The following is a 23423-nucleotide window of genomic DNA, read 5'->3' on the forward strand; positions in this document are numbered from 1 at the left end:
AAATAGTATTCACAGCTCGACGCCTTTTTGCGCTTTGATCCCGGCCTGGAAGGCGTGCTTGATGACGCCCATTTCAGTGACGGTGTCAGCCAGCTCGATCATCTCCGGCTTCGCGCCGCGACCGGTGACCACCACGTGCTGCATCGGCGGACGCGCCTGCAAGTCGCCGAGCACCTGATCGAGGTCGAGGTAACCGTGCTTGAGGGCGATGTTCAACTCATCGAGCACCACCAGACCGATCGACGGATCACGCAGCAGTTCACGGGAAACGGCCCACGCAGCTTCGGCGGCGGCGATGTCTCGTTGGCGGTCCTGGGTTTCCCAGGTAAAGCCCTCGCCCATCACATGAAAACGCACCTGCTCGGGGAAGCGGCGGAAGAACAGTTCTTCACCCGTGCTGTTGCGGCCCTTGATGAACTGCACCACGCCGCACTGCATGCCGTGACCCATGGAGCGGGCAAGCATGCCGAACGCCGAGCTGCTTTTGCCTTTGCCATTGCCGGTCAGCACCAGCAGCAGACCGCATTCATTTGGCGAGTTGGCGATGCGTTCGTCGATCACGGCTTTTTTTCGCAGCATGCGCGCCAGATGGCGTTCGTCACGATCGGGAGTATCAGTCATGGGGAGCTCTCCGTTGAGGCTGGATAACGGCGGGCAGGCACAAGAATAGACGGCAAGAAGCCTGGCATCGCCCACCGTGATGCCGCTGGATGGATCAGGCCGGTCTCCGGGCTCATGAGCGGCGTCACGCCTGACTGCGCGCCTTCCCATGTCGATATCGACACAGTGGCTCAAGGCGCAGTCTTCACACATTTACCGTTGCGGGGGCAGCGCCGGGATCGTGATTGTTCATGAATTGCACGAACGCACTCACCGGCTTCCCTGTTTCACTCTGTCGACCAAGGCCACAGAGCACCTGAAACAAGCCGCGAAGGTTAGAGGGTTGGGGGTGGAGCGTCAATTAAAGCCGGGACGCCGACGGGCGAATAATTGCCGTCTATCAATTAAACGACGTCAATCTTGTGCCACGCTTTCAGCAGTGATATCAAAGAGCCACAAACCCACATCACAATAACAAGGGTAAGCCACATGCAAGGCATGATTATCAGCAATCCGAAGCTGGAATTCCTGCGTCCGGTACTCGAACGCTGGTTTGACTGTATCGACCGCTACAACGCGGTGCGCGGCGATAACGACATGCCTTACTGGTACGACGAAAAAGCCAACCTCGGCTTGCTCTCGGCCGCCGCGTGGATGGCGGAAATGGTCACGCTGCAACACACACCGACCCGTAAACAGAACGAAGAAGGCGAACGCAACGCCCGCGCCGACCTGTTCATCGCCACCCGCGAAGAGCGCGCCTACCTTCAAGCCACGCAGCGCTGGCCACGGGTCAACAGCCTGAACCTGACACAAGCGCTGGCCGACATCACCAGCGACGCCAGGCGCATCAGTTACGTCAGCGACCTGAAACTCGGCTGCCTGTTCGTTGCACCGCAAAAAGCCCAGCACGGCGCTACCCCGGAAGAACTCCAGGACATGGTCGACGACCTGCAAAAGGAACACACCTGCGCCGCCGCCTGGTATTTCCCCTACGCCTACCGCAAGTTGCGCAACGAAGTCGGCCACTATCACCCCGGCATTGCCGTGCTGTTCAAGGAAGCTCGCGGCTGACCGGTTGAACCATCGCGGGTTTGCGCGTCTCTATTGATCAGGTCACTGCATTTATAGGGAAGATCAGCATGCACAAGCGCCAGCTCGTTCTCGTCATCGCCCTCGCCGGAGGGCTCGCCGCCTGCGGTGAAACCTCTACCCTGCAAGTCTCCGACGGCACCGGCCCGTCGCCCAAATTGCCAGAACCGAACAAAACCCTGATCCCGACGGTGAACATCGCCCCGGCGATCGGCTGGCCGGACGGTGCGAAACCCACCGCCGCAGCGGGCACTCAGGTGGCCGCGTTCGCCGAAGGCCTCGATCACCCGCGCTGGCTGTATGTGCTGCCGAACGGTGACGTGCTCGTCGCCGAAACCAACGCACCGCCCAAACCCGACGATGGCAAAGGCGTTAGAGGCTGGGTGATGAAGAAAGCCATGGGCCGCGCGGGTGCCGGCGTACCCAGCCCGAACCGCATTACGCTGTTGAGGGACAAGGACCACGACGGCATCGCCGAAACCCGCACGGTGTTTCTGGAAAACCTCAATTCGCCCTTCGGCATGACCCTGGTCGGCAATGACCTGTATGTCGCCGACACCGACCGCTTGCTGCGTTTTCACTATGAGAATGGCGACACGGTAATCAAGTCACAGCCGATCAAAGTGGTTGATCTGCCGGGCGGCACACTGAATCACCACTGGACCAAAAATGTCATCGCCAGCAAGGACGGCAGCAAGCTGTACGTCACGGTGGGCTCCAACAGCAACGTCGCCGAAAACGGCATGGATCAGGAAGAAGGTCGCGCGGCGATCTGGGAAGTGGATCGCGCCACCGGCAATCACCGGATCTTCGCCTCCGGCCTGCGCAACCCCAATGGCATGGCGTGGGAACCGCAGAGCGGCGCTTTGTGGACGGCCGTCAACGAGCGGGATGAAATCGGCAGCGACCTGGTGCCGGACTACATCACTTCCGTGAAGGACGGCGGGTTCTACGGCTGGCCGTTCAGTTATTACGGCCAGCACGTCGACATTCGCGTCGAGCCGCAAAACCCGGACCTGGTCGCCAAGGCTATCGCGCCAGACTACGCCGTCGGCCCGCATACCGCGTCACTGGGCCTGACGTTTGCTGAAGGCAACACGCTGTCGGCGCAATTCAAGGAAGGCGCCTTCATCGGCCAGCATGGTTCGTGGAACCGCAAGCCGCACAGTGGTTACAAAGTGATTTTCGTGCCATTCAGTGCCGGCAAACCGACTGGGCAACCGGTTGATGTGCTCACGGGTTTCCTCAATGAAGAGAAGAAAGCAATGGGCCGGCCGGTGGGTGTGGTGATTGATCAGCAGGGTGATTTGCTGGTGGCGGATGATGTGGGGAATAAGGTGTGGCGGGTTTCTGCAATTAAGTAAACGTTAAAAGATCGCAGCCTTCGGCAGCTCCTACAGGGTGTATGCCATCCAATGTAGGAGCTGCCGAAGGCTGCGATCTTTTCAGCGCACACCTACTTCTTGCGGCAGAGCGTCAATCCATCGCCTAACGGCAACAGCGACAAATCCACACGCGAGTCATCTCTCAACGCGAGATTAAGCGCCTGGATAGCTCGGGTATCTTCACTCTCGGGATTCTGCTCAAGCACCCGCCCGCTCCACAGCGTGTTATCGAACACCGCCAGACCACCAACGCGCAGCAGACGCAGCGCGTGCTCCAGGTAGGCTGGATAGTTAGCCTTGTCGGCATCAATGAAAATCAAATCGAATTGTTCGGGTTGATCCAACTGAGCCAGGGTTTCCAGCGCAGGCGCCAGGCGCAGGTCAATTCGTTCAGCGAGCCCCGCTTCCTGCCAGTAACGGCGCGCCGTAGCGTTGTAGTCGCCGGGAATATCACAGCAGATCAACGAACCGTCATCCGGCAATGCCGCCGCCATGCACAACGCGCTGTAACCGGTGAACGTGCCGACTTCCAGCAATCGCCTGGCGCCGGTGAGCTTCACCAGCAAGGCGAGGAATTGCCCCTGTTCCGGCGCCACCTGCCAGCGCGCCATCGGCAGCGCCTGGGTTTCAGCGCGCAAACGCTTGAGCAGCGGCGTTTCCCTAAGGGAAACGTCGAGCAGGTATTGATACAGGGAATCGTCGAGATTGAGTGTGCGGGCGGTCATGACAACAACCTCTTGGAACTAAGGATTGCGCGCCAGATGCTCGGGTTGCAGAACACGCTTGGCGCTCAGGTAGGCTTTCTGCCAATACGCTTTGGACAAGCTGTCTAGCTTCACCGTGCCGCCCGTGGCCGGCGCATGGACGAAGCGACCTTCGCCGACGTAGATCCCGGCGTGACTGACTTGAGAGCCGCCTTTGGTGGCGAAGAAAATCAGGTCACCGGTTTGCAGGCCTTCCTTGCCAACATTGGCCGCTTGCATGCTGATCATCTCGCGGGTGGTGCGCGGCAGGGAAATGCCGGCGACGTCACGGTAGACATAACCGATCAGGCCGCTGCAATCGAACCCGGAATCCGGCGTGTTGCCGCCCCAGCGATAAGGCGTGCCGACCAGACCCAACGCACGAAACAGCACATCCTCTGCCTCAGGCGAAAAAGCTTGGGGAGAACCGAAAACAATCGGCGCGCGAACCACCGGTGCAGGCGGCGGTGTGCGGCTGGCACAGGCGCTGAGCAGCGCTGCGAAGAACATGAGTGCGAGGCGGGCCGACATCGTCATCTGCAGAACATCCTGATCTGGCTGCGGCTTTTTTCTGCCGACAGGGCAGAAAAGAAAACCGCCTGCGCAGGACGCAGGCGGTTTGCCATCAATAATAGATCAGGATTCTAGCGGCTATGCGGCAAACTTCAAGTAAGACTTTAAGTTCGCCTTACAAACTGTCCGCCTACTTTGTTGCAGAGAGGCTTTTTGTCACCACTGAGGTGGCGACAGGCTGAAGCATTACTTGCGTGCCGTGACCACGGTCGGGGCCATCGCGAGTGCGCGCTTGGCTTCGATGAAGGTCTTGTTCCAGTAGCTGTCGCCCAGGCTATCGACCCGGACACCACCGCTTTTGCGGCTGCTGGAGTGGATGAACTGGTTGTCACCGAGGTAGATCCCCGCGTGACTGACACGACCGCGACGGCCATTGGTGGCGAAGAACAGCAGATCGCCTGGCTTGAGGGCGCTGCGAGAAACCAGCGGTGCGTCCACGTTAATCATTTCGCGAGTGGAACGCGGCAGGTTCATGCCGGCCTCTTCACGGAACAGATAACCGATGAAGCCGCTGCAATCGAAGCCAGCCTCGGAGGTGCCGCCGAAACGGTAACGGGTACCGATCAGGGACATGCCACGTTCGAGAATGCTGTCGGCCAGAACCGGAAGCTGGTAGGACTTGCCATCGGCGAAGTCTGCCAGTTCTTTATCGGCGGCCAGCTCTTCCTGGAAAAGGACGGAAGAGGATTGCGCAGTTACTGAATTTTTTACCTGCTGTTGAGGCGCTTGCTCCGACACTGGAGAGTGGGCAGCGCAACCGAACAACAGGGTGACGAGTGCGAGAGGCACGAGGGGTGCAAAGCGATTTAGCATGGGCACGACCGTGGCTGATAGTTGTAAAGAAGCCGAGACTATGCCCGCTATCATCCTCATTTGCAAATTCAATCGAACTTTATGTGACTTTCCGGTTTCGCGCTTCCATCTAAGCGCTTAAGCCCCATTTAGACGCTCGCGCGGCCTACACCCTGTAGGAAAGCGAACTTTTTGGCGCCTGAAATATGCCAAAAACCCAGTGTTTACCAGCCCAGCGTCTCTTTTAGAAACGGAATGGTCAGCTTGCGCTGAGCTTGAAGAGAGGCCTGATCGAGACGCTCAAGCAACTCGAACAGCGCGCTCATGCTGCGAGTGCCACGGGTCAAAATAAAATGCCCGACTTCATCGGTCAGGTGCAATCCACGACGGGATGCACGCAGTTGCAAGGCACGCAATTTGTCTTCGTCGGACAGCGGTCGCATCTGGAAGATCAGCGCCAGCGTGAGACGGGATTTCAGGTCCGCCAGCTTCACCGGCAATTCACGCGGTGATGTCGAGGCTGCAATGAGCAGCCGTCGACCGCTGTCACGCAGTCGGTTGAACAGATGGAACAACGCCTCTTCCCAGTCCGCCTTGCCGGCAACCGCCTGCAGATCATCCAGGCAGACCAGTTCGTACTGTTCGAGGTTGTCGAGAATTTCGATGCCGCGATCCATCAACTCGGCCAGTGGCAGATATACCGCCGGCTCACCCATCTGTTCGAAGCGCAGGCAGGCTGCCTGCAACAAATGTGTGCGCCCTACCCCGTGCTTGCCCCAGAGGTAAATCAGGCTTTCGGTCCAGCCAGCGTCGGCTTCGCACAGCCGCTCGACATAGCCGAGTGCAGCGGCATTGGCGCCTGGATAGTAATTGATAAAGGTAGCGTCATCACGCAGACGCACACCTAGGGGCAGCTGAATCGGTTTCATGCTGACTGAACAGTTCCAAAGGAACCGTTAGTGGCCTCTGTGTAAAGTTTGCGAAGTTTATACCCGTGAAGCTGACCGCACAATGCGACAGACCATAAGCAAAATCAAAGGTTTGCGTTATCACACCGGTTTCATGAGCGTTTCTTTGGCAGCGCAAGTGACAGCCGCCCATGGGACACGGGCCAGCCTGGCACTGAACCAGACCGCCCGCGACGCGTCATCGGCGAACCCTAGAGCTTGGGTTCGTCGACGCCGCCGTAGATATCCGAATCTTTATACAAATCATGCACATGGCGCACCAGCACCATGATCACCGCCGCCACCGGGAGCGCCAGCAGCACGCCGGTGAAACCGAACAGCTCACCACCGGCCAGAATCGCAAAGATCACCGCCACCGGGTGCAGGCCGATCCGGTCGCCCACCAGCAACGGCGTCAGCACCATACCCTCCAGCGCCTGGCCGACCATGAACACCGCGACAATGCCAACCATGGGGTACAAGTCGCCACCAAACTGGAACAGGCCAGCAATCAGCGCCGCGCCAATCCCGATGACAAACCCCATATACGGCACAATCGCCGCCAGGCCGGCGATCATCCCGATCAGCAGCCCCAGCTCCAGCCCTGCCAGCATCAGGCCCGCCGAATAGATCACACCCAGCGCCACCATCACCAACAACTGCCCGCGCACGAACGCACCAAGCACTTCATGGCATTCACCCGCCAGGGTCACCACACGTTCTTCCCGGTCACGGGGCAGCAGGCTGCGAATCTTGGCCACCATCACATCCCAGTCCCGCAGCAGATAAAAGCTCACCACCGGGATCAGCACCAGATTAGCCAGCCAACCGATCAACGCGAGACCGGAAGCGGTCGCCTGACTCAGCACCACGCCGACGATGTCGGTGGTCTGGCCCATGTGCTCGCTGATGGCCGCTTTGAGCTTGTCGAACTTCCAGAAACCGTCCGACAGCCCGAACTTCGACTGTGCCCACGGCAATGCAGTGTGCTGCAACCAGTCGAGCATCTGCGGTGCCAGTTCATACAAGCGAAACAACTGCTTGGCGAGCATCGGCACCAGCACCAGCAACAAGGTGGTGAAAATCAAGGTGAACAGCGCGAACACCGCCACCACCCCCCAAGTCCGGGACAGGCCGGCCTTCTCCAGCCGATCCACCAGCGGGTCGAACAGATACGCCAACAACAGCGCTACCAGAAACGGCGTCAGAATCGGATGCAACAGCCAGATAAACGCGCAGAGCAGAACCACCCCGCCCAACCAGAACCAACGCCGCGTATCGGCCATGTACCACTCCATATGCATCTATATAAAGAAAGAAAACCTTACCAACGGAAACGCAACTGCGGCACCGGTGCAGGCGTTGGCGCTGCAGCAGGCGCCGCCCCTTGGACCACCGGCTGAACAGGCGCCGTCGGTGCCCGCGCCTCACCCGCCGGAACCTCCTGCAACTTCGCCAGCGACAACTGCGAGCGCAACTGCTCGGCGCTGCCATTGACCCGGTAGAGAACCCGGTCAGCGTCGACACTCTGCAGGCGCGCGTTAAACGGCTCAAGCAAACGCCCAAGCGTCGCGTAACGCTCCAGATTCATGCCCTGCACTTCCAGCAACTGCTCACCCGAGACACCCGGTTTGACCACAAAGCGTGGCGCCAGACGCTGACTGACCGCCAGCAGCACCGCATCGGCGACGGCGGCCTGATCCGCGCCCTGCACGCTGCCCGCTTCCTTCTGATCGCCGAGCCACAAATGCCATTTGGCCTGCCACTGACCGCCCTCTTCACGGGCATGCACGGCCAGCAAGGCGTCAGCGTTGTAACGATCCGATGCGCCGCGCAAGGGCGCCGCATCCGTGCCTTCAAGATTCGGCGCCGTGGCGACCAGTTGCTCGCTCAGGTCCGCCAGCGGCAAACGCAGCGGCAGACCACGGTGTTGCGCCGCGCGACGCAGTGGCGCGGCGCTGGCCTGGCCATCACCGACCAGGCTCGAACCCTCGGTGGAGTCATTCAACCACCAGACCAGGATCGACGGCCGGTTCGCACCCCAAAGCGACAAACCGGCGCGGCGCAACGCCTGCTCGGTGCTGGCCGGGTCGAAATCAACTTTCAGCACTTCCGGCGGGCCGGCATCGAAACCGTACTGACTGATGATCTGCTGCGGCTCCTTGCGAATGGCCGCCAGCCCCGGACTTTGCGCAGCCTTGGGATCGCCGGTCAGGCGCAACACCAGCGTGTCGAGCGCGCGCTGGGTGGCTTGATCGCGTTCTTCTGCCGCCTGACTGGTGACGGGCTCGCGCACTTGATAAAGGCCTTTGACGGTTTCGGCATGACTCGCCAGGCTGACCAGAGACAAACAACCCACAAACAATGATCTGAAAAAACGCATGGAAGATTCCTGACGACAAGAGCGGCTGGAACTGACCGCATGAAGACAATCGAGCAAGGCTGTGACCATCGCCCGACGCAAAACATTCACACGTCCCGGTTAAGTTTTTCGCACTGCCATAACGATAGACGGATAATCGCGATACCTTATACAGCCAAGCGGGAGGCGACCAACACGGGCAATACCGGTTTTTTTGTATCGATATGCCCCTGCTGTCGGCCTGAGGATGGCCGCTGCCCCTCAAGCCTGATAAAATCGCGCGCCTTCGCAGACCGGCAACAGCCGGGCACCCTGAAATTCGCGCAAGGCACATGCCCTTCGTTTGTTTCGGCGGTCCCACTGGACTCGGTCGTTACCCCTGAATCCCCCCTAAAGGCCTGGATCATGAGCAAGCAACCCTCCCTGAGCTACAAGGACGCCGGTGTAGACATCGACGCCGGTGAAGCATTGGTCGAACGCATCAAGAGCGTCGCCAAGCGCACTGCGCGCCCGGAAGTCATGGGCGGCCTGGGCGGTTTCGGCGCCCTCTGCGAAATCCCGGCCGGCTACAAACAGCCTGTGCTGGTTTCCGGCACCGACGGCGTCGGCACCAAGCTACGTCTGGCGCTGAACCTGAACAAGCACGACAGCATCGGCATCGACCTGGTGGCCATGTGCGTGAACGACCTGGTGGTCTGCGGCGCCGAGCCGCTGTTCTTCCTCGACTACTATGCTACCGGCAAACTCAACGTCGAGACCGCGACCCAGGTCGTGACCGGCATCGGCGCGGGCTGCGAACTGTCCGGCTGCTCCCTGGTCGGCGGCGAAACCGCTGAAATGCCTGGCATGTACGAAGGCGAAGACTACGACCTGGCGGGCTTCTGCGTCGGCGTCGTGGAAAAATCCGAAATCATCGACGGTTCGAAAGTCGCTGCCGGCGATGCCCTGCTCGCCCTGCCGTCTTCCGGCCCGCACTCCAACGGCTACTCGCTGATCCGCAAGATCATCGAAGTGTCCGGTGCCGACATCGAAAACATCCAGCTCGACGGCAAGCCGCTGACCGACCTGCTGATGGCTCCGACCCGTATCTACGTGAAGCCGTTGTTGAAGCTGATCAAGGAAACCGGCGCGGTCAAAGCCATGGCCCACATCACCGGTGGCGGCCTGCTGGACAATATCCCGCGCGTACTGCCAAAAGGCGCTCAAGCGGTGGTTGACGTTGCAAGCTGGACTCGCCCTGCCGTGTTCGACTGGCTGCAAGAGAAAGGCAACGTCGACGAAAACGAAATGCACCGCGTGCTGAACTGCGGCGTTGGCATGGTGATCTGCGTGGCTCAAGAGCACGTTGAAACCGCGCTGAACGTGCTGCGTGAAGCCGGCGAGCAGCCTTGGGTCATCGGCCAGATCGCCACCGCTGCCGAAGGCGCGGCTCAGGTTGAACTGAAAAACCTCAAGGCTCATTAATGTCCGTCACCTGTGATGTGGTGGTGCTGTTGTCCGGCACCGGCAGTAACTTGCAGGCCCTGATCGACAGCACGCGGACCGGCGACAGCCCGGTCCGCATCGCCGCGGTGATTTCCAACCGCGCCGACGCCTACGGCCTGCAACGCGCCAGGGAGGCGGGTATCGACACCCGCACCCTCGATCACAAGGCTTTCGAAGGCCGCGAAGCCTTCGACGCCGCGCTGATCGAACTGATCGACGCCTTCAATCCCAAACTCGTGGTACTGGCCGGTTTCATGCGCATCCTCAGCGCTGACTTCGTGCGCCACTACGCGGGTCGCCTGCTCAACATCCACCCCTCGCTGCTGCCCAAATACAAAGGGTTACACACCCATCAGCGCGCGCTGGAGGCTGGCGACACTGAACACGGCTGTTCCGTGCACTTTGTCACCGAGGAACTCGATGGCGGACCACTGGTCGTACAGGCAGTATTACCGGTAGAGTTGCACGATTCGCCGCAGAGTCTGGCGCAGCGAGTTCACACCCAGGAACACCTGATCTACCCGATGGCCGTACGCTGGTTTGCCGAAGGCCGTTTATCACTCGGCGAACAAGGTGCTTTACTGGATGGCAAGTTACTCGCGGCCAGCGGCCACTTGATTCGAACCTAGGAGATTTTATGCGTCGCGCCCTGCTCTTCGCTTGCGCTCTGCTTGCCCTGCCTTTCGCGCAGGCAACAGAACTTCAACCCTTCTCCGCCAGCTACACCGCCGACTGGAAGCAGCTTCCAATGAGCGGCACTGCCGAGCGCAGCCTGACCAAGGAAGCCAACGGCGTCTGGAAGCTCAGCTTCAAGGCCTCGATGATGATCGCCAGCCTGACCGAAGAAAGCACCCTGACCCTGGACAAGGACACCCTGCTGCCACAGTCCTACCACTTCGAACGCGGTGGCCTGGGAAAAGCCAAAAAGGCTGACCTGGACTTTGACTGGACCACCAAAATGGTCACCGGCACCGATCGCGGCGACGCGGTCAAGATCCCGCTCAACCGCGGCATGGTCGACAAATCCACTTATCAGCTGGCCTTGCAACACGACGTGGCCGCCGGCAAGAAAAGCATGAGCTATCAGGTAGTCGATAATGGCGAAGTCGACACCTATGACTTCCGCGTGCTGGGTTCGGAAAAGGTCGACACCAAGGCTGGCCAGATCGACGCGATCAAGGTCGAGCGCGTGCGCGACCCGACACAAAGCAAGCGCATCACCGTGCTGTGGTTCGCCAAGGACTGGGATTACCTGCTGGTCCGCCTGCAACAGGTCGAAACCGACGGCAAGGAGTACAACATCATGCTCCTCGACGGCAAGGTCAACGGCAAGGCTGTCAAAGGCAGCTGATCCGGATCGAAACAAGAAGCCCCGCAATTGCGGGGCTTTTTTTCGTCTAATGCTGTGGCGAGGGAGCTTGCTCCCGCTGGACTGCGTAGCAGTCCCCTTTTTGGGGTCGCTTCGCAACCCAGCGGGACGGTGCGGCGATCCGACAAGCTCCCTCGCCACAGGGAATTGCGGGGTCATCGACAAAAAAGTGGAACGCGAAACAGAAGGACTGCTCTATAACTTCAACGTCTTTTTTGATCGAATGACTTTTCCTGCTGCCTGTGAGGTTTCCCATGACTGTTACCGTCAATACCGTTTCCGCCGAAGGTTTTCGTCACAGCGTCCAGATCGATGAGCACGAACTGTTTGCCGATGTACCCAAAGATGTCGGTGGCGAAGGCACTGCGCCAGAGCCTCACGATTACTTCGACGCCGCGCTCGGTGCCTGCAAGGCCCTGACCCTGAAGCTGTATGCCAAGAAAAAAGACATCCCGCTGACCGGTGTCACGGTCGAGGTCAAACGCGACAACAGTGAAGAACAGAAAGGCAAGTACGCCCTGCACGTCAAACTGACCCTCAAGGGTGTGCTCACCGATGCCCAGCGCGACGAACTGCACCGCGTGGCCGACCGTTGCCCGGTGCACAAGCTGATGACCACCACCGACGTCAGCATCGAAACCCATCTGTCCGAAGGTGCCTTCAGCCAATAGCGGCGAGGCCCGGCCAAGCGGGTTATGCTCCATGCGTCACCCGCTCAGCCTGGAATGCACCATGAACACTCCGCTCGTGATCCGCCCCCGCGCCGAAGATGTCGAAGGCCAGCCGATTTTTCGTCCGCTGCCGTCAGCCAGATGCCGCAGCGTCGGGCCTTTTGTGTTTTTCGACCACATGCTGGAAACCCGATATCCGGCGGGCAAAGGCATGAATATCCGTCAGCACCCGCACATTGGTCTGTCGACCCTCACCTACTTGTTCGAAGGAAAAATCCAGCACAAGGACAGCCTCGGTTCCGATCAGGTGGTGGAGGCCGGCGATGTCAGCTGGATGACCGCAGGCAGCGCCATTGCCCACGTCGAGCGCACGCCCGAGGCATTGAAGGAAAGCGGATTCACGATGCACGGTTTGCAGATCTGGCTGGCATCGCCCAAGGATCATGAGCAAGGCCCGGGATACTACAGCCATCATCCGGCGGCCACATTGCCGGTCAGCGACAACCTTGGGGTGAAGATCCGGATGATCGCCGGGTCAGGCTTTTGCCTGGAATCCCCGGTGCCGGTGCTTTCTCCTACGCTGTACGCGGAACTGAACCTGCAGACAGCGACCACGCTGCTGATCCCCACCGAGCATGAAGAACGGGCTCTGTATGTGTTGAGCGGCGGGGTGCAACTCGATGGCGAGCTGATAGAACCGCATTCGCTGGTGGTGCTGCCTGCGGGGGAGGAAATGACGCTGTTCGCCGAGAGCGACTGTCATGCGGTGCTGTTGGGTGGCGCGCCACTGGATGGGCCGCGAAGGATCAACTGGAATTTTGTGGCGAGCGATCCGGCGGCTATTGATGAAGCACGCCGACGTTGGGCGGCCGGGGATTGGCCGACGGTGCCAGGGGAAGTTGAGCGGATCGAACTGCCTTAGGCTATTCGCTGTAAGTTATACCGCCTTCGCGGGCAACCCGCTCCCACAGGGTCAGCTGTGTTGCCCAACATGAGTGAACACCACCGAACCTTGTGGGAGCGGGCTTGCCCGCGAAGGGGCCCTGCCTGCCACCGCCCACTAAAAGCCCAGGTATAAAAAAACCCGCCGAAGCGGGTTTTTTTATACGGCGTTGTTAAACCGACAGTTCAACCAACAGCTTGTTGAGGCGGCGCACATACGCCGCCGGGTCTTTCAAGCTGCCGCCGGCCGCCAGGTCCGCCTGATCGAAGAGAATTTTCGACAAGTCGCCGAAGCGCTCGTCGCTTTGCTCGTTGTCGAGCTTCTCGATCAGCGGGTGAGCCGGGTTGAACTCGAAGATCGGCTTCGAATCCGGCACCTTCTGACCGCTGGCTTCGAGGATCTGACGCATTTGCATACCCAGGTCCTGTTCGCCGATGGCCAGAATCGCCGGGGAATCGGTCAGACGGTGGGAAACCCGTACTTCAGCAACCGAATCGCCCAGTGCAGTTTTCAGACGCTCGACCAGACCTTCTTTGGACTTGGCGACTTCTTCCGCGGCTTTCTTGTCCTCTTCCGAGTCCAGGTTGCCCAGGTCCAGGTCACCACGCGCCACGTCGACAAAGCTCTTGCCATCGAAGTCGCTGAGGTAGCTCATCAGCCACTCGTCGATGCGGTCGGTCAGCAGCAGCACTTCGATGCCTTTCTTGCGGAAGACTTCCAGGTGCGGGCTGTTTTTGACTTGCGCGTAGGTTTCGCCGGTCAGGTAGTAAATCTTGTCCTGACCTTCCTTGGCGCGCGCCAGGTACTCGGCCAGACCTACAACCTGCTCGCCTTCTTCACCCTGAGTGGACGCAAAACGCAGCAGGCCGGCGATTTTCTCTTTGTTGGCGAAATCTTCTGCCGGGCCTTCTTTCATGACCTGACCGAAGTTCTTCCAGAAACCCTTGTATTGCTCAGGCTCGTTCTTCGCCAGTTTTTCCAGCATGTCCAGCACGCGCTTGGTCAGCGCCGACTTCATGGAATCGATGATCGGGTCTTTCTGCAGGATTTCCCGCGACACGTTCAGCGACAGGTCGTTGGAATCGACCACGCCTTTGATGAAGCGCAGGTACAGCGGCAGGAACGACTCGGCCTGGTCCATGACGAACACGCGCTGTACGTACAGCTTCAGGCCTTTCGGCGCTTCACGCTGGTACAGGTCGAACGGAGCGCGGGTCGGAACATAAAGCAGCGAGCTGTATTCGAGCTTGCCTTCGACCTTGTTGTGGCTCCAGCTCAGCGGGTTTTCGTAGTCGTGAGCGATGTGCTTGAAGAACTCCTGATATTCCTCGTCCTTGATCTCGGTGCGAGGACGGGTCCACAGGGCGCTGGCGCGGTTGACGGTTTCCCATTCAGCGGTCGGCTTCTCTTCACCTTCAGTAGCTGCCACTTCTTTCGGCAACTCGATCGGCAAAGCGATGTGGTCGGAGTACTTCTTGATGATGTTGCGCAGGCGCCAGCCATCGGCGAACTCGTCTTCACCGGACTTCAGGTGCAGGACGATACGGGTGCCGCGCTCGGCTTTCTCGACGGTGGCAACTTCGAAATCGCCTTCGCCCTTGGACGACCAGTGCACGCCTTCGCTGGCGGCAGCACCGGCGCGACGGCTGAACACGTCGACTTTGTCGGCGACGATGAAGGCCGAGTAGAAACCGACACCGAACTGACCGATCAGGTGCGAATCTTTTTTCTGATCGCCAGACAGGTGCTTCATGAAATCAGCGGTGCCGGATTTGGCGATGGTGCCCAAGTGGGTGATCGCATCTTCACGGCTCATGCCGATACCGTTGTCTTCGAGGGTGACGGTTTTGGCGTCCTTGTCGAAGCTCACACGGATTTTCAGTTCGGCGCCACCTTCCAGCAACTCAGGCCTGGACAGGGCTTCGAAACGTAATTTGTCGACAGCGTCAGAGGCGTTCGAGATCAATTCGCGAAGGAAAATTTCCTTGTTGGAATACAGCGAATGGATCATGAGGTGCAGCAGTTGCTTCACCTCGGTCTGGAAGCCCAGGGTTTCCTTTTGAGTTTCCACACTCATGGTCATCAAACTCCAATCAGATGGCAGTGGCCGCGACCTTAAGGGTCGGCGGCGGGTTGTCATCAGAGTTGGGGGCTCGGATCAGGATTTCAAGGGCTCATCGATTTTGAAGTGGGCACGGGCGGTGGCGATGGGTTCGACTTCGGTGCTTTGCCAGGCGGTCACTGCCACGTTTGCGACACGCCGCCCCTGACGGCACACCTGACATCTGGCCCAAGTGTCGCGAAACTGCCCGGCGCGCAGGTAGTCGAGGGAAAAGTCGATGATCTTCGGAACGCCCGGCGAACCGGTGAGAATCAGCAGGTGCAGCGCGGCGGACAGCTCCATGAACCCGGCAATCACTCCGCCATGAATCGCCGGCAATAAAGGGTTACCAATGTTGTCTTTGTTCGCCGGCAGGCGAAACAGCAGGTCATCCCCGACCCGTGAGCATTCGACACCGATCAATTTGGCGTAGGGAATCAGGTGCAGCAGCGCGGCATAGTCGCCCTGTTCATGGGCCAGTTGCAGTTGTTCCTTGAAGTTGTCGGTCATTTCGCTCCTCCGGCGATGGCGCCACCAAACCCTTTGGTGCCTTTGATGCCCTTGCCCATGCGCATGAACGTGCCCACGACGTGGGCGATGGGCTGTTCGGGATCGTCCTGATAGGCAAAACCACGGGCGAAGATCACGTCCGTGGTGACCCGGTAACACTGGGCAAAGCCATACACATCTTTATGCGGCTCGGCCGCGTGCATGTAGTCGATGCGCAAATCGAGGGTCGGGCAGACTTCGAACTCGGGCAGCACGCAAAGGGTGGACATGCCACACGCGGTGTCCATCAAGGAAGTCAGCGCACCGCCGTGGATCACGCCGGTTTGCGGGTTACCGATGATTTGCGGGCTGTAAGGCAAAATGACGGTGAGCCCGTCGCTGCTGGCGCTGTGAACTCGCAGCCCGAGTACCTGACAGTGTCGCAATGCCGATAAAAATCGCGTCGCGCGCTCAAAAACGGGGTTTTCGGCCATTTGATAAAAACTCTTCTTAGTATTCCGACATCGCACTAGGCGTATTCGGTAAAAGTTCCCGTGGGAATAATCTTATATATCTGAATGAATTGAGGAACTTAACCCTGATGGCTGTGCTCGAAAGGCCAGTAGATAATTTCCATAAGGAGAAACACCCCATGCGTAAGACTTTAGCTATTGCCTTGATGTTGACCGCTTCCCTCGGTCTCGCTGCCTGCGATAAAAAATCCGAGGACAAAGCTCAAGATGCCACCCAACATGCTGAGCAAGCTCAGCAAGACATGAACAAAGCTCAGGATAAAGTGAACGACGCAGCGAAAGAAAACGCCGAAGCTGCCAAAGCTCAGGCTGAATCGAACGAAGCAGCTGCAAAAGAAGCACCTAAAAACTAAAACGTTTTTAGCGTGATAAAGAAAACCCGCCAAGTGCGGGTTTTCTTTCGCCTGTCATTTGCCCCGTTAGAGCAAAATAGTTCTAAAAGTCGGACTAATCATCAGCAGAAACGAACACACTAGTCCGACAAACCACACCAGACTTCGTTGCCAGGCCAGATCGCCCCAATAGCACAATAAGTAAATGATGCGCGTAATCACGAAGATGATTGCCAGCGAATCAATCAGCCATCCCGCCGTCTGTGTGGTGTGCGCCATCAACACCCCCACCGCGAACAATATGAAGGCTTCGAAGCAGTTCTGATGGGCCGCCACCGCTCGGGCACCGAAGCCGGTGAGTTGTGCCTGCTGCTGGCGTGGCAGGTGATTGTTGTAACCGCCCTGCTCTTTCATGGCCTTGGCCACCGGCATGCGGGCCACGTAAATCAGCAAGGCGCTGACAAACACGCACCAGAACGGAATACTCATCAAGCAGCCTCTTTGATCGCTTCAGGCAATGGCGCCTCTGTAGGGGTATAGACCATCACGTCGAGAACGTCGGAATGAAACTCCCGGCGATAGAGCACCAGCACCACGCCGGCACTCATCAACATGAACAACCAGGGGCTGACGAACCAGGCCAGCATGGTCATGCCGAAGTAATAGGAGCGCAGGCCGAAGTTGAACTGGTTGGCGGCCATTGAGATGACACGCGCCGCCCGTGCAGCAAAGGCTTTGCGCTCCTGCTCCGAGACATGCCGCTCGCCGACCATGGGTGCAGAGCCGATCAGAATGGCCGCGAAGTTGTACTGGCGCATGCACCAGCTGAACGTAAAGAACGCATACACAAACACCAGCGCCAGGCACAGCAACTTGATCTCGGACATCCCTTGGGAGGCCTGCTGCACCATCGGGATATCCGCCAGCAACGACACCGCCCTCTCCGACGCGCCCAGCACGGTGAGAATACCGGCGAGGATGATGAGTGTGCTGGAGGCGAAGAACGAAGCGTTGCGTTCCAGGTTGCCGACCACACTGGCGTCGGCGATGCGGTTGTCCCGCAGCAGCATGCGGCGCATCCAGTCTTCGCGGTACAGGTGCAGCACACTGGCCAGGCACGCGGTGTCGCGACCCTTCCACGTCGCATAACGGGTGTAGCCGCCCCAGCAGATGACAAACCAGACAGCGGCAAGAATGTGGATCAGGTTGGTGTGGATGAACGACATGCAGGTCCTTGTGATGTGTTTGCGGAGGAACCGAAACCCTGTGGGAGCGAGCCTGTGTGGCGAGGGAGCTTGCTCCCGCTGGGTCGCGAAGCGGCCCCAAAAGCTTTGCGACTGCTTCGCAGCCGAGCGGGAGCAAGCTCCCTCGCCAAACAGGCTCTCTCCCACATGGGATTTGCAATGCTTCGACGTTAGCGTAAGGAAAAAGACACTGCATCACGCACATAAAAAATGCCCCGTATCGATTGATACGGGGCATTTCCATGTGTGCTCAAGACCCGCTTGTGACGGGCCGTGAAGCGACTTAAGCCAGCGCTTCTTCGCGCTTGCCCAGCAGGCGGTCGCAAGCCACCGCAACCACCAGCGTCATGACCGACGGCACCAGCCATGCCAGACCTTGCTCGCTCAGCGGCAAATGAGCCAGTTGCGTCGGCATCCATTCCGCCAGACCCGCGCCCTTGAGCGCGTCGATCAGGCCAAAGATGAACGACACCAGCATCACCGGACCGACGATTCGGCCCTGCTCATGCCAGAAGTCCTTGCAGAAGCTCAGAGCGACCAGCGCGATGCACGGCGGGTAGATCGCGGTGAGCACCGGGATCGAGAACGCGATCAGCTTGGTGAGGCCCAGGTTGGACACCAGCAGGGAGAACGCGGCCAGGATGATGACCAAAGTCTTGTAGGAAAGTGGCAGCACACGGCTGAAGTATTCGGCGCAGGCGCAGGTCAGACCGACGGCTGTTACCAGGCAGGCCAAGGAGATCAGCACCGCGAGGAAACCGCTGCCCAATGAGCCAAAGGTGTGTTGAACGTAAGCGTGCAACACCGCCGCGCCGTTGGTAGCACCAGCAGCCACTTCATGGCTGCCCGAACCGAGACGGAACAGGCTGACATACACCAGCGCCAGCCCGACGCCGGCAATCAACCCGGCAATGATCGCGTAACGGGTGATCAACACCGGCGACTCGACGCCGCGGGAGCGGATGGCGTTGACGATGACAATGCCGAACACCAGCGCACCGAGGGTGTCCATGGTCAGGTAACCATTGATGAACCCCTGGGAGAACGGTGCCGCCACATACTCAGGCGTCGCCACGCCGATGTCACCGGCCGGCAACGCGAACGCGGCGATGCCAAGAGCGGCCAAGGCGATGATCTTCAGCGGTGCGAGGAAACGTCCTACGGTGTCCAGCAAACGGCCCGGGTAGAGCGAGATGAAGAACACCAGCAGGAAGTACACCGAGCTATAGAGGAACAGCGCCAGCGGGCTTTCGCCGGTCAGCGGCGCCAGGCCCACTTCGAACGATACGGTCGCGGTGCGCGGCGTTGCGAACAGCGGGCCAACGGCGAGGTAGCAGGCAGCGGCCAGCAGGCCACCGGCGACTTTGCCGATCGGGCTGCTCAAGGCATCCATGGCGCCGCCGACCTTGGCCAGGGCAACAACGGTGATCACCGGCAGACCGACCGCAGTGATCAGAAAGCCCAGCGCCGCCATCCAGACATGAGGCCCGGACTGCAAACCGACGATAGGCGGGAAGATGATGTTGCCAGCCCCGACAAACAGGGCAAACGTCATAAAACCAAGTGCCAGGATGTCCTGGCCTTTCAACACTTTCATTAAGGAAATACCACACTACTGAATCGGAATTTAGAGAGGGATTTCCCTTATGGGTGAGGGAAATGCTGTCGGTCCGCATAGGACCGACCCTTTAGCGCGAAGCTTCCTTGTGGGATGCGGACGCAAAAATGGCGGCTAGCCTAACGAATTTGAGCGACAAACGCACTGTTTGGGGGCGAACATTCCGATCTGCGACATTGTCGTGTCGCATTTACGTATTAAAAAATCAAAAGATCGCAGCCTTCGGCAGCTCCTACAGGGAAATGCGATGTCCTGTAGGAGCTGCCGAAGGCTGCGATCTTTTGATCTTCAAAAACAACAAAGGCCACCCGAAGGTGGCCTTTGTTTGGTAAAGCGTCAGTTAAGCGCGAGGCTTACTTGACGGCCCAACCGGTCAGCTCGGACAAAGCCTTGCCGATGTCTGCCAGCGAACGCACGGTTTTAACGCCTGCGTCTTCCAGGGCAGCAAACTTCTCGTCTGCAGTGCCTTTGCCGCCAGAGATGATTGCGCCAGCATGGCCCATGCGCTTGCCCGGAGGAGCAGTCACACCAGCGATGTAGGAAACAACCGGCTTGGTCACGTTTGCCTTGATGTAGGCAGCCGCTTCTTCTTCAGCCGAACCGCCGATCTCGCCGATCATGACGATCGCTTCGGTCTTCGGGTCTTCCTGGAACAGCTTCAGGATGTCGATGAAGTTCGAACCCGGGATCGGGTCACCGCCGATGCCGACGCAAGTCGACTGACCGAAACCGGCGTCAGTGGTCTGCTTCACAGCTTCGTAGGTCAGGGTGCCGGAACGGGAAACGATACCGACCTTGCCTGGCAAGTGAATGTGACCTGGCATGATGCCGATCTTGCATTCGCCTGGAGTGATCACGCCTGGGCAGTTAGGGCCGATCAGGGTGATACCCAGCTCGTCGCACTTGACCTTGGCATCCAGCATGTCCAGGGTAGGAATGCCTTCAGTGATGCAGACGATCAGCTTGATGCCGCCGAATGCTGCTTCCAGGATGGAGTCCTTGCAGAAAGGAGCTGGAACGTAGATCACGCTGGCGGTGGCGCCAGTGGCAGCTACAGCGTCTTTCACGGTGTTGAACACTGGCAGACCCAGGTGCTCGGTGCCGCCTTTACCAGGAGTTACGCCGCCAACCATCTTGGTGCCGTATTCGATGGCTTGCTGGGTGTGGAAACTACCTTGCGAACCGGTAATACCCTGGCAGATAACTTTGGTGTCTTTATTGATCAGGACGCTCATTATTTGCCCTCCGCAGCTTTAACGACTTGTTGAGCAGCGTCGGTCAGGCTGGTAGCAGCGATGATGTTCAAACCGCTTTCTGCCAGTACTTTAGCGCCCAGCTCAGCGTTGTTGCCTTCAAGGCGAACAACAACCGGGATTTTCACGCCGACTTCTTTCACAGCGCCGATGATGCCTTCGGCAATCATGTCGCAGCGAACGATGCCGCCGAAGATATTGACCAGTACTGCAGCGACGTTAGTGTCGGACAGGATGATCTTGAACGCTTCGGTAACGCGTTCTTTGGTAGCACCGCCGCCCACGTCGAGGAAGTTGGCTGGTTTGCCGCCATGCAGGTTGACGATGTCCATGGTACCCATGGCCAGGCCAGCACCGTTGACCATGCAACCGATGTTGCCTTCCAGCGCTACGTAGTTCAGTTCGAACTTGGCAGCGTGCGCTTCGCGCGGATCGTCTTGCGACGGATCGTGGAAAGTCTTCAGCTTAGGCTGACGGTACATGGCGTTGGCGTCGATGTTGATCTTGGCGTCGAGGCAATGCAGATCGCCGTCAGCCTTGATCACCAGCGGGTTCACTTCCAGCAGAGCCAGGTCGTGATCCTTGAACAGCTTGGCCAGACCTACGAAGATCTTGGCGAACTGAGCAACCTGCTTGCCTTCCAGACCCAGCTGGAATGCCAGCTCGCGACCCTGGAATGGCTGAGCGCCAACCAGTGGATCGATAGTGGCCTTGAGGATTTTCTCAGGGGTGTCGTGAGCGATTTTCTCGATGTCCACGCCACCTTCGGTGGAAGCCATGAACACGATGCGACGGCTCGAACGGTCAACGACAGCGCCCAGGTACAGCTCTTTAGCGATATCAGTGCACGACTCAACCAGGATCTTGGTGACTGGCTGACCATTGGCATCAGTCTGGTAAGTCACCAGACGCTTGCCCAGCCACTGCTGTGCGAATGCTTTGGCGTCTTCTTTGCTGCGAACCAGCTTTACGCCGCCCGCTTTACCGCGACCACCAGCGTGGACCTGGGCTTTGACAACCCACTCGGTGCCGCCGATTTTGTCGCAAGCTTCTGCTGCTGCTTCCGGGGTGTCTACCGCATAACCGGTGGAAACTGGCAGGCCGTACTCAGCGAACAGCTGCTTACCCTGATACTCGTGAAGATTCATGCTTATTACCGTCTTCGTTAGGTACTGCGCATTCGGTGCTGCACTTGTTCAAGTGCCGCACCACCTGTGACTGCTGCTTGCGTAGCCTTTCCGGACAACCGGTGCAACTACGCAAGACTGCGTCCAGCGGATATTCCGCGGTGAGTCTTGCATGCAAGGCTCACGACGGGCCATACCGCCGTGGTTTCTTATTGTCTTAACGCTTCTTGCGGTTGGCGATATGAATGGCGCCGCCATTCACTGCCAGAGCTGCTTCGTGCAAGGCTTCAGACAGGGTCGGATGGGAGAAAACCATCATGCCCAGGTCTTCAGCGCTGGTGCCGAATTCCATACCGATCGCGCCCTGTTGAACCAGTTCTGCAGCGCTCGGGCCAATCACGTGGACGCCCAATACGCGGTCAGTCTTGGCATCGGCAATGACTTTCACGAAACCGCCGGTATCGTTGGCTGCCATGGCACGGCCACTGGCTGCGAACGGGAAGGTGCCAACGTTAACTTCAACGCCTTCAGCCTTCAAGGTCTGCTCGGTTTTGCCAACCCACGCGATTTCCGGGTGAGTATAAATAACAGACGGGATCAGGTCATAGTTGATTTGCGCTTTGTGACCCTTGATGCGCTCAACCACCATGATGCCTTCTTCGGACGCCTTGTGCGCCAGCATCATGCCGCGAACCACGTCACCGATCGCGTAAACGCCCGGTACGCTGGTGGCGCACTGGTCGTCAACGAATACGAAACCGCGCTCGTCGATGGTCACACCGCTGTCGGCAGCCAACAGTTCGGTGGTCACTGGACGGCGACCAACGGCAACGATCAGTTTGTCGAAAGTGATGTTCTGTTCGCCGTTGGCATCGGTGTAGTTCACAACGACTTCGTCGCCGTTCACTTTGGAACCGGTGACGCGAGCGCCCAGCTTGATGTCCAGACCTTGTTTGGTCAGGGTTTTGTAGGCTTCTTTGGAAACTGCGTCGTCAGCGGCAGGCAGGAACTTCTCCAGCGCTTCCAGAACAACGACTTCAGCGCCCAGACGCGACCATACCGAACCCAGTTCCAGACCGATCACGCCAGCACCGATCACGCCCAGACGTTTTGGAACCGATTGGAATTCCAGCGCGCCGGTCGAATCGACGATTACTTTCTGGTCAACCGGAGCCGGTGGAATGTCGATCGGACGCGAACCCGAAGCCAGAATCACGTTCTCGGCTTCGATGATTTCAACGGTGCCGTCTGGCTTGGTCAGTTCGACTTTCTTGCCGGCCAGCAGTTTGCCGTGGCCTTGCAGGGAAGTGACGCCGTTCGCCTTGAACAGGGTAGCAACGCCAGAGGTCAGGCCTTTGACGATGTTGGCTTTACGGCCAACCATTGCGGCCACGTCCATGGTCACGCCAGCGTGATTGATACCGTGGATAGCGAAGCCTTCTTTGGCTTCCTTGTATTTCCAGGAGCTGTCCAGCAGCGCCTTGGATGGAATGCAGCCGACGTTCAGGCAAGTACCGCCGAGGGCCAGTTTGCCTTCCTTGTCGGTGTATTTCTCGATGCAGGCAGTCGTCAGACCAAGCTGCGCTGCTTTAATGGCAGCCACGTAGCCGCCAGGGCCCGCGCCAATCACTACCACGTCGAATTTCTGAGTCATGTGTCATTCCTTCTCGAATCAAACCGGACAGTCCCTTTTGGGGACTGTCGTGGGACGAAGCTGGTCATTACAAGTGGGCCGCCCATCCCGCAGCGGCCCGTGCAACGAAA

Annotated in this window: 24 protein-coding genes and 1 riboswitch; of the genes, 8 read left to right on the forward strand and 16 right to left on the reverse strand. The window is 58.8% G+C overall.

Annotated elements, in window-relative coordinates; translation table 11 throughout:
• Positions 1–9: 9 nt before the first annotated feature.
• The gene (cobO, locus tag ACYZTL_RS07485; protein ID WP_461951240.1) at positions 10–621 is read right to left on the reverse strand and encodes a cob(I)yrinic acid a,c-diamide adenosyltransferase; all 612 of its coding nucleotides are present in this window, start codon (positions 619–621) and stop codon (positions 10–12) included.
• A gap of 80 nt (positions 622–701) precedes the next feature.
• Positions 702–935: riboswitch (cobalamin riboswitch) on the reverse strand.
• A 154-nt stretch (positions 936–1089) separates the two neighbouring features.
• Here cobO and ACYZTL_RS07490 point away from each other — a divergent pair.
• On the forward strand, positions 1090–1674 hold the full coding sequence (locus ACYZTL_RS07490; RefSeq protein ID WP_461951241.1) for a hypothetical protein: 585 nt from the start codon (positions 1090–1092) through the stop codon (positions 1672–1674).
• A gap of 68 nt (positions 1675–1742) precedes the next feature.
• Positions 1743–3056: a PQQ-dependent sugar dehydrogenase gene (locus ACYZTL_RS07495; RefSeq protein ID WP_461951242.1), complete on the forward strand. Its 1314-nt coding sequence runs from the start codon at positions 1743–1745 to the stop codon at positions 3054–3056.
• Between the two features lie 92 nt (positions 3057–3148).
• Here ACYZTL_RS07495 and ACYZTL_RS07500 read toward each other — a convergent pair whose 3' ends face one another.
• The 6 genes from ACYZTL_RS07500 to ACYZTL_RS07525 form a co-directional block, all read right to left on the reverse strand.
• Entirely contained in the window at positions 3149–3802 is a 654-nt protein-coding gene (locus ACYZTL_RS07500) for an O-methyltransferase (RefSeq protein ID WP_461951243.1), read from the reverse strand.
• Between the two features lie 18 nt (positions 3803–3820).
• Positions 3821–4357 (reverse strand): C40 family peptidase, encoded by a 537-nt coding sequence (locus tag ACYZTL_RS07505; RefSeq protein WP_461951244.1) that lies wholly within the window; start codon positions 4355–4357, stop codon positions 3821–3823.
• A 222-nt stretch (positions 4358–4579) separates the two neighbouring features.
• Positions 4580–5206: a C40 family peptidase gene (locus ACYZTL_RS07510; protein ID WP_461951245.1), complete on the reverse strand. Its 627-nt coding sequence runs from the start codon at positions 5204–5206 to the stop codon at positions 4580–4582.
• A gap of 203 nt (positions 5207–5409) precedes the next feature.
• Positions 5410–6114, reverse strand: coding sequence for a DnaA regulatory inactivator Hda (gene hda / locus ACYZTL_RS07515; protein WP_007936072.1), 705 nt, complete (start codon positions 6112–6114; stop codon positions 5410–5412).
• 230 nt (positions 6115–6344) lie between these two features.
• Positions 6345–7418 (reverse strand): AI-2E family transporter, encoded by a 1074-nt coding sequence (locus tag ACYZTL_RS07520; RefSeq protein WP_461951246.1) that lies wholly within the window; start codon positions 7416–7418, stop codon positions 6345–6347.
• Between the two features lie 38 nt (positions 7419–7456).
• Positions 7457–8515: a DUF2066 domain-containing protein gene (locus tag ACYZTL_RS07525; protein WP_461951247.1), complete on the reverse strand. Its 1059-nt coding sequence runs from the start codon at positions 8513–8515 to the stop codon at positions 7457–7459.
• Between the two features lie 384 nt (positions 8516–8899).
• Here ACYZTL_RS07525 and purM point away from each other — a divergent pair, with 384 nt between their 5' ends.
• The 5 genes from purM to ACYZTL_RS07550 all read left to right on the forward strand — a co-directional run bounded on the left by purM (position 8900) and on the right by ACYZTL_RS07550 (position 12941).
• Positions 8900–9958, forward strand: a complete 1059-nt coding sequence (gene purM, locus ACYZTL_RS07530; protein WP_008013877.1) for a phosphoribosylformylglycinamidine cyclo-ligase — start codon at positions 8900–8902, stop codon at positions 9956–9958.
• The gene (purN, locus tag ACYZTL_RS07535; protein ID WP_461951248.1) at positions 9958–10608 is read left to right on the forward strand and encodes a phosphoribosylglycinamide formyltransferase; all 651 of its coding nucleotides are present in this window, start codon (positions 9958–9960) and stop codon (positions 10606–10608) included. The genes purM and purN overlap by 1 nt, the downstream gene beginning before the upstream one ends.
• Positions 10609–10616: 8 nt before the next feature.
• Positions 10617–11330 carry a DUF3108 domain-containing protein gene (locus tag ACYZTL_RS07540; protein WP_461951249.1) on the forward strand — a complete coding sequence of 238 codons (714 nt, stop codon included), beginning with the start codon at positions 10617–10619 and terminating at the stop codon, positions 11328–11330.
• A gap of 272 nt (positions 11331–11602) precedes the next feature.
• Entirely contained in the window at positions 11603–12019 is a 417-nt protein-coding gene (locus tag ACYZTL_RS07545) for an OsmC family protein (protein WP_461951250.1), read from the forward strand.
• A 61-nt stretch (positions 12020–12080) separates the two neighbouring features.
• Positions 12081–12941 (forward strand): pirin family protein, encoded by an 861-nt coding sequence (locus ACYZTL_RS07550; protein WP_461951251.1) that lies wholly within the window; start codon positions 12081–12083, stop codon positions 12939–12941.
• 193 nt (positions 12942–13134) lie between these two features.
• Here the strand turns inward: ACYZTL_RS07550 and htpG are convergent, their stop codons facing one another.
• From htpG to ACYZTL_RS07565, 3 genes are all read right to left on the reverse strand, one after another.
• On the reverse strand, positions 13135–15039 hold the full coding sequence (htpG, locus tag ACYZTL_RS07555; RefSeq protein WP_461951252.1) for a molecular chaperone HtpG: 1905 nt from the start codon (positions 15037–15039) through the stop codon (positions 13135–13137).
• A gap of 81 nt (positions 15040–15120) precedes the next feature.
• On the reverse strand, positions 15121–15573 hold the full coding sequence (locus ACYZTL_RS07560) for a PaaI family thioesterase (RefSeq protein WP_461951253.1): 453 nt from the start codon (positions 15571–15573) through the stop codon (positions 15121–15123).
• Positions 15570–16046 carry a PaaI family thioesterase gene (locus tag ACYZTL_RS07565; protein WP_461951254.1) on the reverse strand — a complete coding sequence of 159 codons (477 nt, stop codon included), beginning with the start codon at positions 16044–16046 and terminating at the stop codon, positions 15570–15572. The genes ACYZTL_RS07560 and ACYZTL_RS07565 overlap by 4 nt, the downstream gene beginning before the upstream one ends.
• A gap of 158 nt (positions 16047–16204) precedes the next feature.
• On the opposite strand from ACYZTL_RS07565, the gene ACYZTL_RS07570 reads away from it, so the two are divergent.
• Positions 16205–16438 carry a hypothetical protein gene (locus ACYZTL_RS07570; RefSeq protein WP_461951255.1) on the forward strand — a complete coding sequence of 78 codons (234 nt, stop codon included), beginning with the start codon at positions 16205–16207 and terminating at the stop codon, positions 16436–16438.
• A gap of 66 nt (positions 16439–16504) precedes the next feature.
• Here the strand turns inward: ACYZTL_RS07570 and ACYZTL_RS07575 are convergent, their stop codons facing one another.
• The 6 genes from ACYZTL_RS07575 to lpdA all read right to left on the reverse strand — a co-directional run bounded on the left by ACYZTL_RS07575 (position 16505) and on the right by lpdA (position 23313).
• Positions 16505–16906, reverse strand: coding sequence for an MAPEG family protein (locus tag ACYZTL_RS07575; protein WP_461951256.1), 402 nt, complete (start codon positions 16904–16906; stop codon positions 16505–16507).
• Positions 16906–17643: a DUF599 domain-containing protein gene (locus ACYZTL_RS07580; protein ID WP_461951257.1), complete on the reverse strand. Its 738-nt coding sequence runs from the start codon at positions 17641–17643 to the stop codon at positions 16906–16908. The genes ACYZTL_RS07575 and ACYZTL_RS07580 overlap by 1 nt, the downstream gene beginning before the upstream one ends.
• Before the next feature lie 301 nt (positions 17644–17944).
• On the reverse strand, positions 17945–19258 hold the full coding sequence (gene brnQ, locus ACYZTL_RS07585; RefSeq protein WP_461951258.1) for a branched-chain amino acid transport system II carrier protein: 1314 nt from the start codon (positions 19256–19258) through the stop codon (positions 17945–17947).
• A gap of 374 nt (positions 19259–19632) precedes the next feature.
• Positions 19633–20514: a succinate--CoA ligase subunit alpha gene (gene sucD / locus ACYZTL_RS07590; protein WP_461951259.1), complete on the reverse strand. Its 882-nt coding sequence runs from the start codon at positions 20512–20514 to the stop codon at positions 19633–19635.
• Positions 20514–21680: an ADP-forming succinate--CoA ligase subunit beta gene (gene sucC / locus ACYZTL_RS07595; protein WP_007898980.1), complete on the reverse strand. Its 1167-nt coding sequence runs from the start codon at positions 21678–21680 to the stop codon at positions 20514–20516. The genes sucD and sucC overlap by 1 nt, the downstream gene beginning before the upstream one ends.
• Before the next feature lie 196 nt (positions 21681–21876).
• Complete coding sequence (gene lpdA / locus ACYZTL_RS07600) at positions 21877–23313, reverse strand: dihydrolipoyl dehydrogenase (RefSeq protein ID WP_461951260.1); 1437 nt, start codon at positions 23311–23313, stop codon at positions 21877–21879.
• Between the last annotated feature and the right edge of the window lie 110 nt (positions 23314–23423).

The sequence above is a fragment of the Pseudomonas sp. LB3P81 genome, assembly GCF_054897965.1.